At 58.9% G+C, this 14610-nt stretch carries 15 protein-coding genes; 9 read left to right on the top strand and 6 right to left on the bottom strand.

Going from position 1 to position 14610, the window contains the following annotated elements; genetic code table 11:
* The first annotated feature begins 71 nt into the window (after window positions 1-71).
* Entirely contained in the window at window positions 72-818 is a 747-nt protein-coding gene (locus GT495_RS00145) for an aspartate/glutamate racemase family protein (protein WP_192924078.1), read from the top strand.
* A 123-nt stretch (window positions 819-941) separates the two neighbouring features.
* Here GT495_RS00145 and GT495_RS00140 read toward each other — a convergent pair whose 3' ends face one another.
* From GT495_RS00140 to GT495_RS00115, 6 genes are all read right to left on the bottom strand, one after another.
* Window positions 942-1688: a CbiQ family ECF transporter T component gene (locus GT495_RS00140; RefSeq protein WP_161161098.1), complete on the bottom strand. Its 747-nt coding sequence runs from the start codon at window positions 1686-1688 to the stop codon at window positions 942-944.
* Window positions 1681-3432 carry an ABC transporter ATP-binding protein gene (locus GT495_RS00135; RefSeq protein WP_161161097.1) on the bottom strand — a complete coding sequence of 584 codons (1752 nt, stop codon included), beginning with the start codon at window positions 3430-3432 and terminating at the stop codon, window positions 1681-1683. The genes GT495_RS00140 and GT495_RS00135 overlap by 8 nt, the downstream gene beginning before the upstream one ends.
* A gap of 129 nt (window positions 3433-3561) precedes the next feature.
* The gene (locus GT495_RS00130) at window positions 3562-4113 is read right to left on the bottom strand and encodes a hypothetical protein (protein ID WP_161161096.1); all 552 of its coding nucleotides are present in this window, start codon (window positions 4111-4113) and stop codon (window positions 3562-3564) included.
* Window positions 4114-4331: 218 nt separating this feature from the next.
* Window positions 4332-4904 (bottom strand): hypothetical protein, encoded by a 573-nt coding sequence (locus GT495_RS00125; protein WP_161161095.1) that lies wholly within the window; start codon window positions 4902-4904, stop codon window positions 4332-4334.
* A 409-nt stretch (window positions 4905-5313) separates the two neighbouring features.
* The gene (locus GT495_RS11055) at window positions 5314-5388 is read right to left on the bottom strand and encodes an LPXTG cell wall anchor domain-containing protein (protein ID WP_161161173.1); all 75 of its coding nucleotides are present in this window, start codon (window positions 5386-5388) and stop codon (window positions 5314-5316) included.
* A gap of 158 nt (window positions 5389-5546) precedes the next feature.
* Window positions 5547-6464, bottom strand: coding sequence for a diacylglycerol kinase family protein (locus GT495_RS00115; RefSeq protein WP_161161094.1), 918 nt, complete (start codon window positions 6462-6464; stop codon window positions 5547-5549).
* A 98-nt stretch (window positions 6465-6562) separates the two neighbouring features.
* Here GT495_RS00115 and rnd point away from each other — a divergent pair, with 98 nt between their 5' ends.
* The 8 genes from rnd to GT495_RS00075 all read left to right on the top strand — a co-directional run bounded on the left by rnd (window position 6563) and on the right by GT495_RS00075 (window position 14517).
* A complete protein-coding gene (gene rnd / locus GT495_RS00110) occupies window positions 6563-7696 on the top strand; it encodes a ribonuclease D (protein WP_152074808.1) in 1134 nt (377 codons plus the stop codon).
* A gap of 238 nt (window positions 7697-7934) precedes the next feature.
* A complete protein-coding gene (locus GT495_RS00105) occupies window positions 7935-8639 on the top strand; it encodes a zinc metallopeptidase (protein WP_161161093.1) in 705 nt (234 codons plus the stop codon).
* Window positions 8640-8754: 115 nt separating this feature from the next.
* Complete coding sequence (xseA, locus tag GT495_RS00100) at window positions 8755-10206, top strand: exodeoxyribonuclease VII large subunit (protein WP_368158739.1); 1452 nt, start codon at window positions 8755-8757, stop codon at window positions 10204-10206.
* Between the two features lie 42 nt (window positions 10207-10248).
* Complete coding sequence (gene xseB / locus GT495_RS00095) at window positions 10249-10515, top strand: exodeoxyribonuclease VII small subunit (RefSeq protein ID WP_006234311.1); 267 nt, start codon at window positions 10249-10251, stop codon at window positions 10513-10515.
* Between the two features lie 155 nt (window positions 10516-10670).
* Entirely contained in the window at window positions 10671-11006 is a 336-nt protein-coding gene (locus GT495_RS00090; protein WP_118334004.1) for a histidine triad nucleotide-binding protein, read from the top strand.
* A gap of 41 nt (window positions 11007-11047) precedes the next feature.
* Window positions 11048-11938, top strand: a complete 891-nt coding sequence (locus GT495_RS00085; protein WP_161161092.1) for a LysR family transcriptional regulator — start codon at window positions 11048-11050, stop codon at window positions 11936-11938.
* Between the two features lie 119 nt (window positions 11939-12057).
* Window positions 12058-13218 carry an MFS transporter gene (locus tag GT495_RS00080; RefSeq protein ID WP_161161091.1) on the top strand — a complete coding sequence of 387 codons (1161 nt, stop codon included), beginning with the start codon at window positions 12058-12060 and terminating at the stop codon, window positions 13216-13218.
* A 120-nt stretch (window positions 13219-13338) separates the two neighbouring features.
* A complete protein-coding gene (locus tag GT495_RS00075; protein WP_161161090.1) occupies window positions 13339-14517 on the top strand; it encodes an acetate/propionate family kinase in 1179 nt (392 codons plus the stop codon).
* Window positions 14518-14610 lie beyond the last annotated feature (93 nt).

Here is a 14610-nt window from a genome sequence, read left to right as displayed (position 1 = left end):
CCGTCCGGTATGTATCGGGCGGGCGCGGGTATGATACGCGCAATTGCGTGGGCGTCACCAAGGAGGCGGCGATGGAAAAGCTGGGAGTTATCGGCGGCATGGGCGCCGAGGCCACGTCGTATTACTACGACCAGGTGGTACGTCATACGGCGGCTACGTGCGACCAGGAGCATATCGACATGGTGGTGCTTTCCAAGTCGACCATGCCCGACCGCACGCTCGCCATCAAGACCGGTGAACATGCCGAGCTGCTGGCGACCATGAAGGAGTGCGCTCAAGCGCTTGAGTCGCTGGGCTGCGCGCACATAGCGATTCCCTGCAACACGTCACACTACTTCTACGACCAGATCCAGTCGTTTACGAAGGTGCCGATTATCCACATGCCGCGCGAGTCGGTGCGCTATGCTCTGGCCGGCGCGGTGATGGGGGAGTGCGAGTTCGATCCCAACCTGAGTATGCCGGCCGAGCCGGTGCACAAGATCGGCATCATGGGCACCGATGGTACCGTGGGCGCAGGCGTCTATGGGCGCGAATGTAAGGCTGCGGGTGTTGATGTTGTCTATCCCAGCGAAAAGCGTCAGGCCGACGTGATGTCGCTCATCTACGATGATGTGAAGGCCGGACGTGAGCCCGATATGGATAAGTTCGACCGCGTGATGTGGGAATTCGCCCGTAGCGGCTGCGACCGCGTCATCCTGGCTTGCACGGAGCTCTCGGTGTTGCAGAAGTATCGCGAGATGCCCGAGATCACCCTCGATGCGATGGATGTCCTGGTACGCGAGTCCATCATTCGCAGCGGCGTCCCCTACCGCCTCTAGTTTCCGACCTGCCAAAAAGGGACAGGTTTATTTTGGTAGGTTTTATCTGGGAAAACAGTAAGGTCTCGGCTCGTTTGGTGCGAGCCGAGACCTTTTGCATTTGCCGGTTGCTGCCAGCGATTGCTAGAACAGGAAGCCGATGGCGACAAGAGCGATGCTGACGATAAGTACGGCGATATCCAGGCCTTTGATGGGGTAGCGCTTATACGAACTCGCACGTGTGCGCAGGTAGAAGCCGCGCTGCTCGGCGGCAAGCGCGGTGGCATCGGTCTTGCCCACGCTCGAAATAAGCAGTGGCACGCACAGCGGCAGCATGAGCTTGAGTTTCTTGACGGGATTCTTAGTGTCGTATTCGACGCCGCGTGCAGTCTGCGCCTCTATGATGGCGTTCATTTCCTGGCCAAATACCGGCACAAAGCGCAGCGCCGTGGTAAAGGTGAAGGCATAGCGATATGGCACGTGCAGCACCTCGACGCAGGCGTTGGCAAGGTCGTTGAGCTTGGTCACCATAAGCATGAGGATGAGTGGCAGCGCCACGCCCAACAGGCGTAGGCAGGCCTTCGATCCAGTAATGAGACCCGTGTCGGTGATAAAGCCCCACACTATGTTGCCGTCGCGCATGAAGGCCAGCTGAAGCACCAGCATGATAAGCGCGAGCGGAATCAGCAGCTTGAGTAGCGAGAACAGGCGGTCGATGACGCCGGCGTAAGCGCCCAGTGCAAGGGTGAGTGCCAAAAAGCCCAACAGCGTCACGTAGGTATCGGACAGGAAGATGCCGATGATGATGGCGGCGGCAAGGCCCAGTTTGACGACCGGGTTCAAGCGGTGCAGCAGTGTATCGCCCGGCATATAGTCGATGACGTTAACCACGGTGGACCATCTCCTCGGTAATGCGAACGATATCGGTGACCTCGCTCACCTGTGCAAAGGCGGGAGAGACGGAGGATGCCAGACGACGAGAAAGCTCTATGACCTGGGGTGGCTCAACGTAGGCTCGCTGCATGAGCTCGATGTTCGAGAACAGCTCGTGCGTGCGGCCGCGCTCGAGGATGCGGCCGTCGGCCATCACCACGATGCGCTCAGCAAAGTCGGATACGACTTCCATGTCGTGGCAGACCATGATGACGGCGCAGCCGCGTTCGGCCATGGTGCGCACGGTTTCCATGACGGTCATGCACTCACGGTAGTCAAGGCCGCTCGTGGGCTCGTCGAGTACCACGATTTTGGGCTCTACGACCACGACGGAGGCGAGTGCCACCATCTGGCGCTGACCGCGCGAGAGCGAGAAGGGCGCCTCGTCGGCCGGCAAGCCAAAGCGGTCGATGACGAGCTGGGCGCGACGCAGCGCCTCGGCACGGTCGATGCTGGCAAGCTCCAGGCCAAAGGCGACCTCGTCGAGCACGGTGTCCTTGCAGATCTGGCGGTCGGGGTTTTGGAAGAGGGTTGCGACTTCGCGGGCGATGCGGCTCGTGGGAACGGCTGCGGTATCCAGTCCCGTGACGCGCACGCTGCCCGAGGCGGGCTTAAGCAGGCCCGTGAGCAGCTTGGTGAGCGTGGTCTTGCCGGCGCCGTTTTGGCCGACGATGCCCACGAGCTCGCCGGGATAGAGGGTCAGGTTGAGGTCGTGGACGGCGGCGCCGCCATTGGGATAGGCAAACTCAACATGGTCGAAGGTGAGCACGGGCTCGGCGTCCTTGGCGTGCGGGCGCAACGACGGTGCGTGCGGTGAGCCGGCGGGTGCCTGAATGTCGTTGCTTACGTGTGCGGGGTCGACGATGCCCGAAATCAGGCGCTCGGCCTCATCGACATCCAAGCAAGGGGTGCCGCTTACCAGGCCATCGGCCTCGAGGCTATTGAAGATACGCGTGACGCGAGGACAGTCGACGCCGATGGCACGGAGCTCGTCGGTATGCGCGAAGACCTCGTGTGGTTCGCCCTGCAGCGCGATTTCGCCATGGTTGAGCACGAGCACGCGGTTGCAGTACTCCGAGAGCAGGGCGACCTTTTGCTCAACGACGACGATGGTGATGCCGAGCGCACGGTTTGCCTCGCGCAGGGTCTCGAAGACCAGCGTGGAGCTGGCGGGGTCGAGCGCCGCGGTGGGTTCGTCGAGCACGAGCACGCGCGGACGCATGGCGAGGATGGCGGCGATGGCAACCTTTTGCTTTTGGCCGCCCGAAAGCGTGGCGATCTCGCGGTCGCGCAGGTCGCTGATGCCGACGGTCTCGAGCGTCTCGCTCACACGTTGCTCGATCTGGTCGTGAGGAACGCCAAAGTTCTCCAGGCCAAAAAGCATCTCGTCCTCGACGACCGAGGCAACCATTTGCGTGTCGATGTCCTGCAACACGCTGCCGACGATCTGCGACACATCGGTGAGCGAAACTTCACAGGTGTCGTTGCCGTCAACCATGACGGACCCAAAGAACGTGCCGGTGTAGTGGTGGGGCACGGCACCCGACAGGCAGGCGGCAAGCGTGGACTTGCCGGCGCCCGAGGGCCCGATGATGCCGATGAAATCTCCCTTGTTCACGCTGAGCGAGATGTGGCTGAGCGCCTGCTCGGTCTGTGTGCCATAGGAGAACGAGACATCGTCGACGTTGATGATCGTTTCCATGGATACCTTTCATAGTCATTGGGGACGTTCTTACATGACTAGTCGTTTAAGAACGTCCCCAAGAGCTAGTTGTTTGGGACAGTCTTTGATGGTGGGGCCGCTTTGGTGCGGTCCGTTCATCATATCAGGCTACTTGCCGAGTACCTTGCACAGCGGGAAGAAGAGGGCCTGGACCACGACGGCGTTAAAGACGGCGGTGCCGAGCACGATGGGCGCCTTGGCAAGTGCCGTAGGCAGCGCGGCACCCATGATGATGGTGCCCAGGGCTGCGAAGAGAGCGCCCGAAACCAGGGTGGTGAGCAGCCCGGCGATAAAGGGGTTAATCTTGTCGCCGCCGATGTTGGACTTGACGAGGGCGACCATGGTCAGTGCGCCGGCAAGCTCGGTGACAAAGTTGAGACCGGGGATGGACGTAGTGATCTGTATGACAGCGGCTGACAGGATGCCAAAGATAGCAGCCTGGGCAAAGCTCGCCTGCGTAAGCGCGATAGCCAAGGCGTAGGCGGCGATGATGAACTGAGGTTTAATGCCCGTTACCGCCAGAGCGTTGCCGACGGTCATGTTGAGGATAAAGCCGGCGGCAAGCAGGATAGCGAGCAGGACGAGCGAGCTGACATTTACCAGTCCCTTGGAGGCGGGGGTGGCAGTGACGGTGCGCGCCTGGGCGTTCTGGGTAGCCATGATGTTCTCCTTATTCTCCTTAAGGTGAGATTTGAGATAAGAGTGCTCTGAACCCCCACGAAAGGGGTTAAATCGAAAAGGGGATCAATTTTGAATAATGGAGCACGGAGACGGCTTTACGAGGTGCCCCAGGTTGGCGCGAAAGAGAAACGAAGCGTACTTGGGTATGCGAGCGACGAATGAACGCCAAGATGGGGTGGCTCGTAAAGCCGAGCAGGTTAGTTGAGCTTAAGGGCCTTCTGGATGGGCAAGTAGAGGGCGCCGACCAGGATGGCGTTAAAGACGGCGGTCATGGCGACGACGGGCAGCATGGCAGCGGCGAGCTCGCCCACCACGCCGAGCATGGACATCTTGATGACCATGAAGATGACGCCCGAGACAAAGGTGGTCAGGAAGGTTGCGACGATAGCGATGGCGGGCTTGACCTGACCGTTCTTGCCGGCGGCGTTGACGATGCCGGCCATGAGCATGGCGGCGATACCCTCGGCGGCAAAATCGACAAACGGCGAGGTGGTGGTGATCTGGATTACAGCGGCTGAGATGAGGCCGATGATGAGCGCCTGGCCGATGTTGGGGCGAACGACCAGGATGGTGAGGCAGAAGGCCGAGATGATGAACTCGGGGCTGATCATGCCCCCCGAGATGCCGGAGATGGCCTTGCCGACGGTGAAGTTGAGGATGAAGCCGGCAGCGAGCAGAATGGCGAGCAGGACGAGGGCGCGGACATCGAGTTTGCCGCGGTCGGCGGTTTGGACGGTGCGGGGCTGGGCGGCGGTGGTGTTCTGAGACATGTTGAAAAACCTTTCGGAGGGGAAGTGCAAGAGAAGAAAGCGGAGGCGCGTGATGCGAATGCGATCGGGCTCGAGATAGAAAAAGGCCCCCGGTCGAAACCGGAGGCCTTCCAATCACCTAGAGTGCAAAAACAGGCGTGAGGGACTCACTGTCGACCGATCGTATTCGCATCACGCCACCACCAGTTGTTGAGGGACTTCATCGTCTTCTTCATGTTGGTGGCTCCTTTCGTGATGCCGTGGCGCGGTCACACCTCGTTGCTGTTGCGCTGCACTATAGCATAGCGAAGTGTGTGCGGGGAAATCTTTTTTGAAAAGATTTCAGGCGGGTTTCCCACCGGTCGAATGGGCGAGCTGAGCGGGCGGGGCGACCTGCGCCATCCCGCCCGCGCCTTAGGGCTTCAGGGCCTTAGGCCTTCTTGCGACGATAGAGCACGAAGCCGCAGACGCCGATGATGACGGCGCCAACACCCATGGCGGCCATGTTGTTGCCCTTGGACTTCTCCTCGGCGACTTGATGAATATCATACCAATGTGGAATTACTTCTTCCGGCGGTGGATCACGTTAATCACATAGCCGACGAGCATGGCCAGAACAATGACGATAAAGCCGAGCAGGGGGTTGTCATTCATGGGGTTCTCCTATTTTCCGAGTGGGGAGAATTCGTCGACGATGAGGTCGAGGCATTGCGGAAGTGCGCGGGCACCAAAGACGCCCGAGTTGCTGGAGATGATCTCGCCATCGAACTGCATGCCCAGCGACGGCGTACAGGTGATCTTAGCTTCTTTGGTCTGGATGATCTTGAACTGTGGACGGCCGAGCACCTTGCCGGCGGGGTCGAGCGCGGCGGTGATCACGGTGGGCAGGAGCTGGACGGTTTTTACGGGCTCGATGACCGCGATGTCGACCATGCCGTCGTTCATGCGGCAATCGGGGAACAGGTTGATGTCATTTTGAATGACCGAGGTGTTGCCGGCCATGCAGCAGATGCCATCGAGCTCCTCGACAATGCCGTCGTGCTCAATCGTAAAGTGCGCCACCGTGGGGTTGGGTGTGGCGAGCGCCGACAGGAAATAGGCGATCTCGCCGATGTCGTTTTTGGTGGGGGCGGCCTTCATCATGATCTCGGCATCGTAGCCCGATCCGGCGATGATAATAAAGCCGTGGCGCTTTTCGTTGCCATTTTCGTCGAGCCAAAAGAGCCCGCCCATGTCCGCCTTGACGGTACGGCCGATGCGGCAGGCCTTGGCGAGCGCCGCGGCCTCGGGGGCATTGCCAATGTTGTTGAAGAACAGGCAGGCCGTGCCGGAGGGGAAGACAAGCGTGGGGACGCCGCATCCACGCATTTGGTCGAGCACATTGGAGACGGTGCCGTCGCCGCCCGAAATCACCACACGATCAAACTTGCGCACGTCTGCCACGGCGTCCTTGGGCTCCATACCATCGCCGATAAAACGCATCACGACCTCGTCGCCGCCCTGCGCGAGGGCGTGCGTGAACGCGTAGATCTCATCTGAGCTGGGGCCCGATGCCGGGTTGTGGATGATAAGGCAGCGCATACTTACGTTCCCGTTCTGTGACTAACCGAGTATAGTTGTAGGGCAATGCCGTTATCCTACCCGTGTTTTTCGGGCCTAACCTTATTCGATGGGTTGATATGTACATTTCCACACATCAGGCTCTGCTCGACTTTTGCCAGCGCGCCCGTGAGTTTGACGCAATTGCCGTCGATACCGAGTTTTTGCGCGAGCGCACATTCCATCCGCGCCTGTGCCTGGTTCAGATTGCCACCCCTGCCGAGAGCGTCGCGGTCGATCCCCTGGTGATCGACGACCTATCGCCGCTGGCCGAGCTTATGGCGGACGAGAGCGTGACTAAGGTCTTCCACGCCTGCTCACAGGATATGGAGGTCATGCTCCACACCGTGGGCGCGCTGCCGCGGCCGATTTTTGACACGCAGGTCGCCGCCGCCTTTTTGGGCGAGCGCCAGCAGATTTCCTACGGCGCGCTCGTGCAGACATTTTGCGGCGTTTCGTTGCCTAAGACCGAGTCGCTGACCGACTGGTCGCGCCGCCCGCTGACCGATAAGCAGATCGAGTACGCAATCGACGATGTCAAGTATCTGATCGTTGCCTATACCGAGATGATGAGCCGCCTGCGCGAGCTGGGCCGTGTGGATTGGGTGCTCGACGAGTTGCGTCCTCTGGCCGACGAGTCGCACTACCGTGCCGATCGTCACGAGGCATTCCGTAAGGTCAAGCGCATCAACTCCTGCAGCCGCCATCAACTGGGCATTGCTCGCGAGCTTGCCGCTTGGCGCGAGGATCGCGCCGAGCGCCGCAACATCCCGCGCAAGTGGGTCATGTCCGACGATACGCTGCTGGCGCTCGTCAAGCGCAATCCCGTGCGCGTTGAGGAGTTCCGCAGCATCCGCGGTACCGACCAGCTGGGAGAGCGCGACGTGGACGGCGCGTTGATGGCCATCAAGCGCGGTGCGAGCTGTCCGCACGATCGCCTGCCGCTCTTGGTGCGCGGACATCACCAGATTTCGCCGGAGCTGGAGAGCGTGACCGACCTTATGTATGCGCTCATTCGCCTGGTTGCCGAGCGCTCGGGTGTGGCGACCTCGGTCATTGCCTCGCGCGATGACCTGGCCGACTATATTGAGCACCCCGAGCAGAGCCCCCTGCGCGAAGGCTGGCGCTTTGAGCTCGTGGGCTCGCGCCTGGACGATTTGCTCTCGGGCAATATGGGGTTGACGGTGAAGGACGGCAAAATCGAGCTTTTGTAGTCATATAGTTACGCGGTTTTACCAAACCGCGTAACAGCTCGACGCTGCAAACGGCCGAGAGCGGCAATCTGACGTTCAATCGTCGCTCGCGTACCAAAGTACGCGTCGCTTCTCTTTCACGTCACCTTGCTCGCTCTCGGCCGTTTTCGCTGACATTGCCAAAACATTGATGTTGATTTGCTGGTCAGTCGAATGGGTAAAATGCCTCCAACGTGTAACTCGATTCGGAGGAATTCGCATGCCTTATTACTATGGATACGGCTTTGGCATCGACCCGCTGTACCTGCTGGTTGTTCTTGTCTGCACGGTGCTTGGCCTTGCCGCACAGAACTATATCAGCTCGACGTACAAAACCTGGTCCAAGGTTCGCTCGGACGGCGACACGGGCGCCACGGTCGCTCGCCGCATGCTCGACGCAAACGGCTGTAACGCCGTGGGTATCAAGGGTGTCGCTGGCGAGCTCACCGACCATTACAACCCGCAGGACAACAACCTATATCTGTCAGACGCCAACCGTTCTGGCGGCTCGGTCGCAAGCGTCGCCGTCGCCTGTCACGAGGCGGGCCATGCCGCTCAGCGTCAACGCGGCTATGCCATGATGAAGGTACGCACCGCTTTGGTCCCCGTCGTCAACTTTACCCAGAACACCTGGACGATCGTGCTGCTCATGGGCCTGTTCATGAACATCGCGGGGCTCACGACCCTCGCGCTGGTCTTCTTCTCGTTTAGCGTGTTGTTCCAACTGGTTACGTTGCCGGTCGAGATTGATGCCAGTCGGCGCGCCGTGGCGTATATTGAGCAGTCGGGTATGAGCTCCAAGCAGGTCAACGGTGCCAAGAAGGTACTGACGGCCGCCGCGCTCACCTATGTGGCTGCGGCGCTCACCTCGATTATTCAGCTGCTCTATCTTATGGCTCGCTACAACAGAAGCTCCAACCGATAACAAATTGGGTCGCTGGGCGCCGCGGTGATTTGTGTCCCCGCGGCGCTGTACTATGTGTTGGACTTGAATTTGCGCAGGGCCGAAGCCTCTGTGCACGATGACGAAAGGAGGCTGCGTGGCTGGCTGGAATCTAACCGGCAATGCCGTTTCCGCCGAGTTCGACGGTTCGGATGATCAGGAGCGCAAGGAGCTCAGCGTGAGCCAGGCGGTGGAGATCGCCGCCGGCGCGCTCGATGCCATTCCGCAGCTGAGCGTTTTGGGCGAGGTCACGGGTTTCCGTGGTCCCAACGCCCGAAGCGGCCACTGCTACTTTCAGATCAAGGACGACTCGGCGGCCGTCGACTGCATCATCTGGAAGGGCGCCTACCTTAAGCGCACCTTCGATCTGCGCGACGGCATGCAGGTGAGCTTTAAGGGCAGCTTCAATCTCTACAAGCCTACGGGTCGCATGAGCTTTGTCGCCCGCTCGTTCTCGCTGGCGGGGGAGGGCCTGCTGCGTCAGCAGGTGGCTCAGTTGGCCGAAAAGCTGCGTCGCGAGGGCCTGATGGACGAGGCACGCAAACGTCACATTCCGGTGTTTTGCTCGCGTGTGGCGGTCGTCACCTCGCTTTCGGGCGCCGTGATCGACGACGTCAAGCGTACGCTGCGCCGACGCAACCCGCTCGTTGAGCTTGTCTGCGTGGGCGCCAAGGTTCAAGGCGAGGGTGCGCCCGCCGAGCTTATCGAGGGTTTGCGCCGCGCCGCCGCCATCACACCGTCGCCGGACTGCATCTTGCTGGTGCGTGGCGGTGGCTCCTTCGAGGATCTTATGACTTTCAATGACGAAGACCTCGCCCGTGCGGTGGCGGCCTGTCCCGTGCCCGTGGTGACGGGTATCGGACATGAGCCCGATACCTCGATCTGCGACATGGTGAGCGACCGTCGCGCCTCCACGCCAACGGCAGCGGCAGAATCGGTGGCGCCGGCTATGACGGAGTTGGCCGACGTGCTCGAGACGCGCCATCAGCGTCTGGGCGCCGCGATGGCATCGATGATCGGGTCGAATCAGGTTGATCTGGAGATGCTCGACCAGCGCGGTCGTCGTGCCTGGGACGCCTATACGGCTCGTCTGGGCGACGCGCTCGATGCAGCCGCGTGCCGCCCGTGCCTCAACGACCCCACGTTTATGGTCGAGCGTCGCGAGTCTGAGCTCGCCTTGACGGCCGATCGCCTGTCTGGCGCCATAACGCGCTCGGTCGGGGCCTTCCACTCCAACTTTGAGCGCCTGCCCGAGCGCTTGATCGCAAGCACCTCGGGACTCGACGGCAAGCGCCATGCGCTCACGCTTGCGAGTTCCCGTCTGGAGCACCAGGGACGCACGATGCTCAGCAAGCCAGCATCCGATCTGGGCCGTGCGGCGGCTTCGCTCGATGCCCTGTCGCCGCTCAAGGTGCTTGCCCGCGGTTACTCCATCGCCTATAGCGATGACGGCGTGGCTACGAGCGCCAAGACCTTTAAGCCCGGCGACGCCATTCGCGTGCGCATGGCAGACGGCAACGTGGCAGCAACGGTCAATACGGTCGAATAGACCGCGTTTCATAGCGATAAACCTTTAGGAAAGGAAACAGATATGGCAGAGAAGACCCCGGTCGAGCAGCTTACGTACAAGCAGGCTTCGCAGGAGTTGGAGCTCATCATCCGCAGTCTGGAATCGGGCGACATGGAGCTCGAGGAGTCGCTCGAGAGCTATACCCGCGGCGTCGAGCTCCTCAAGAGCCTGCGTACTCGCTTGTCCGATGCCGAGCAGAAGGTCTCGGTGCTCCTGAAGGACGTCGACGGCAACGATGTGCTCGCTGACGGCGAAGCCGCCAACACCGACGACAACCTTTCGTTCTAACCACCTCGCAGCCTACTTTGGGGTAGTCTTTTTGGGACGGGGCTTTTTTGACTACCCTTGCGCGATGGCTCGCCGAGTGTTTGCGCTTGCAAAAAAGTAGTCAAAAAAGCCCCGTCCCAAAAAGACTACCTTGGTCTGTGAGAAAGGAACCAGCCATGTGCGATTGCATTTTCTGCAAAATTGCCAACCACGAGATTCCCTCGACCGTTGTCTATGAGGACGACCAGGTCATCGCGTTCGACGACCTCAACCCCCAGGCGCCGGTCCACACGCTCGTGATCCCCAAGAAACACTACAGCGACATTGCCGACAACGTACCCGCCGAGACCATGGGCGCCATGGCTCACGCCGTCCAGGAGGTCGCCAAGGCCAAGGGTCTGGAGGACGGTTTCCGCGTCATCTCCAACAAGGGCGTCAACGCCGGCCAGACCGTCATGCACTTCCACATGCACGTCCTCGGCGGCAAGAACCTGGGCGAGAACCTCATCTGAGGGCGCGTAGCCCGTCGACTTGGCTGCCTTTGGAGTAATCTATGCAGCTTTCTCAACTCGAATACCTTGAAGCGGTAGCGAACAATGGCGGCGTGCGCAAAGCAGCTCGCGCCGTTCATGTGAGTCCGCAGGCCGTTTCGTCGGCAATCAAAAAGTTGGAATCTGAGTATCAGATTGTTTTGCTCGACCGATCGGCGGGGGAGGCTGTTTTGTCTCCGGCGGGCAGAGAATTTGCGCGTCGTGCACGTGTGATCTTGGCACAAGTCGACGATCTCAAAAAGTATGCTCAATCGAGGGATGACGGCGTCTCGCCCGACGGCCACTTTCGTCTTTACGCCCCCTGTCTTCACGGACGGGGGCGCCTTTTTTCCGAAAACTGGTACGACTCGTTTGAAAGCTCGCACCCTCAGATTCATCTTGATGTGTGGCATCAGCCAACGGCAACATGCTTTGAATCACTTATACTTGGAATTTCGGACGCGGCCATCTCATTTGAGGAACCACGGGACAGTGTCCTTTCTTCGAAATACTTGGGTGAAAAGGAGCTCAAGGTTCTTTCATGCCCTGCGGGTCATCAATCTGTTGACGCTATGACCATACGTGAGTTACTGGGCGGCAGGCTCGCTGTTCCCATTAATTTGTCACCCTGTCTCAATGCAATCAATCAATGTCCCGAAGCCCAGCTCGTCAATTTTCGCTTCCGTGATGTCGAATACGGAAACAGGGCTCAGACTGAGTTTCTTCAAGCCGGGGGACTCATATTGAGTTTGTCTGGGTCCTCTCTCGCATCGGATGGGTCAGAAGTGAGTGAGTGCTCCATTGAAGGTTCGCGTGATGTAACCTTGCCTATCTACTTTTGCTATCGACAAAATGTCTGGACCGATCGACACCAGACGGTATTTCTGCACCTCTTGCGTCATCTTGCTTCGTGAGATTAATTGGCTTCGAGACGTCAAGTGATTATTGACGCCTTGTAACACATAGCTGACAGCTTTGCCCTCATGCTTTTCCAAGATTCCGATTTAGATTGCTGACTCTTGGAGGGCGGAGCATGAAAAACCGTACGGTTTTGCTTTATATGACGTTCGTTTTTCTGTCGAACTTCAGCACCATCTTGTATTTTCTGACGGTTTACCTTGAATTCGTCGGATTCTCGATGGTAGCGATCTCTAGCATGATGATTGCCTACCAAGTGAGCAAGTTCATCCTTGAAGTTCCCACTGGCTATATTGCTGATAGGTTTGGACGAAAGACCAGCGGTCTCGTTGGCGTCGTGGGAATGCTTGGATACTACGCCGCCCTGCTTCTCGTCCGTTCTCCTCTGCTTTTAATCGGCGCGTTTGCTCTCAAAGGTTTTGCCGTTGCATGTGTGAGCGGATCCATAGAAGCGATTTACATTGACAGCGTCTCTCAGGACCAGCTCGTAAGACTTAATGTCGTTGAGCGATTTGTTTTCTATGCCTCTTATGCCATCTCCGCTTGTGTGGGCGGTTTCATTTCGTCTGTCGGTGCATACCTCATTGGTCTTTCGGCAGATATCATCGCAATGGTGTTGACGTTGGTTGTCGTTGTCTGCATTCCTGAGATGCGAAGAGGGGACACTGCGGCAACACTTGAGCGTGGAATTAGCCCGAAGATGATCGGTGCCGCTATTGCGGGTAATAGCATTCTTCGGTCAGCGTTCATCATGGACTGTTCTCAGGCATTTGCCTTTGTCGCCCTGGAAGACTTTTTCTCACTGTTGCTTGCGGGTCGCGGCATGAATGCCGTCGCTTCGGGCGTGACCATTGCAATCCAGCTCCTTGCCTCCGCCTCCATAGGGTTTATTGTGCCCAGTGTGATTGCTCGTGTCGACAAGGGCCGTTTTGCGCGTATTTGCGGCATCATTCACTTAGCATTGACAGCTTTGTTTTTGATTCCCCTTACTCCGGCTAATTTGCTGCCCGTGTTCTATGTGCTGCAGGAGGTCGCTTACTCGTTATTTGCTCCAATTAAATACTCAATTTTTCAAAATGCTGCCGATTCTTCGATGCGCTGTTCACTGATTTCGGTACAAAGCCAGATGGTGGCGGTGGGTGCCATCCTATTCTATCTGTTTAATGCTGCGTTGAGCAGCATTGCGGGCATTCGGATCGTATTGCTTGTCGCGCTCGGGATCTCTTCTTTGGTGTATATCCCCGCGCTCTTTCGTCTTACAAGCCAAAGGACATGAGTATTCGGGCATCGATAACTTATATATCAACGCAATAAACCCGAGCGCGAGGGCGTTTGGGTTTATTATTGAAGCGTATGTAACCTGGCGGCGCCACACCGCCTGTTAGTAGGGAGACACATGAACGTTCTGGTCGTCAACGCAGGATCTTCGACCCTTAAGTATCAGGTCATCGATACCAAGTCCCACAAGGTGTCCGCAAAGGGCTCCTGCGAGCGCGTCTGCTTTACCGGCGGTACCTTCACCCACGCTGCCAACGGTTCCAAGAAGGTGACCGAGAACATCGAGTTCCCCGACCACAAGGTCGCCATCGAGGTCGTTCTGAAGGACCTCGAGGCCAACGGCGTCAAGATCGAGGGTATCGGCCACCGTATCGTTCAGGGCGGTTGGTACTTCGGCGATTCCTCCCTCGTCAATGCGGACGTTCTTGCCAAGATCCGCGAGGTCGCTCCGCTCGCCCCGCTGCACAACAACCCCGAGGCCAACGTTATCGAGTACTGCCTCGAGCAGTATCCCGACCTGCCCAACGTCACGGTCTACGACACCGCTTTCCACTTCAACATGCCCGAGGTCGCCAAGACCTACGCCCTGCCCAAGGACGTCTGCGACAAGCTGCACATCCGTAAGTACGGCGCCCACGGCACCAGCTACCGCTATATCTCCAAGAAGGTTGCCGAGATGACCAACGGCGAGGCTCGCAAGGTCGTCGTGTGCCACATCGGTTCCGGCGCTTCCCTGTGTGCCATCGAGGACGGCAAGTGCATGGACACCACCATGGGCTTGACGCCGCTCGACGGTGTCATGATGGGCACCCGCTGCGGCTCCATCGACCCGGCTACCGTGTGCTACCTGCAGCGCGAGGGCGGCTACACCTTCGACGAGGTCGACGAGATGATGAACAAGAAGTCCGGCCTTTTGGCTGTGACCGGCGGCAAGACCAACGATTGCCGCAACGTCGAGGAGCTCGCCGCCGCTGGCGACCCCGAGGCCCAGCTCGCCTTCGATATGTTTGTCTACAAGATTGCCGCCAAGGCCGCCGAGATGGCCACTTCCATGTGCGGCATGGACACCCTGGTCTTTACCGCCGGCATCGGCGAGCACGCTCCGGCCGTTCGCGCTGGCGTGGCCGACCGTCTGGCCTTTATGGGCGTCAAGATGGACCATGCCCGCAACGCCCTGCGCGGCGACGGCGCTTGGTGCCTGTCCGCCAAGGATTCCAAGGTCAAGATCTTCGTCATCCCCACGGATGAGGAGTTCATGATCGCTTCCGACGTCGAGCGCATCGTCAACGGCAAGTAATTGCAAGAGGGGAGGGGCTGGACGACCAAGTGCCGTTCAGCCCCTCTTTTGCGCTCGTTTGGCGATATGTCTGATAGCTATTTATCAAGATGT

Origin of the sequence: Collinsella sp. BIOML-A6, from assembly GCF_009875845.1 — a bacterium.
GTDB lineage: Bacteria > Actinomycetota > Coriobacteriia > Coriobacteriales > Coriobacteriaceae > Collinsella > Collinsella aerofaciens_H.
The sequence above is the reverse complement of the archived record's forward strand: the minus strand, read 5'-3'. Positions and strand labels throughout refer to the sequence as shown.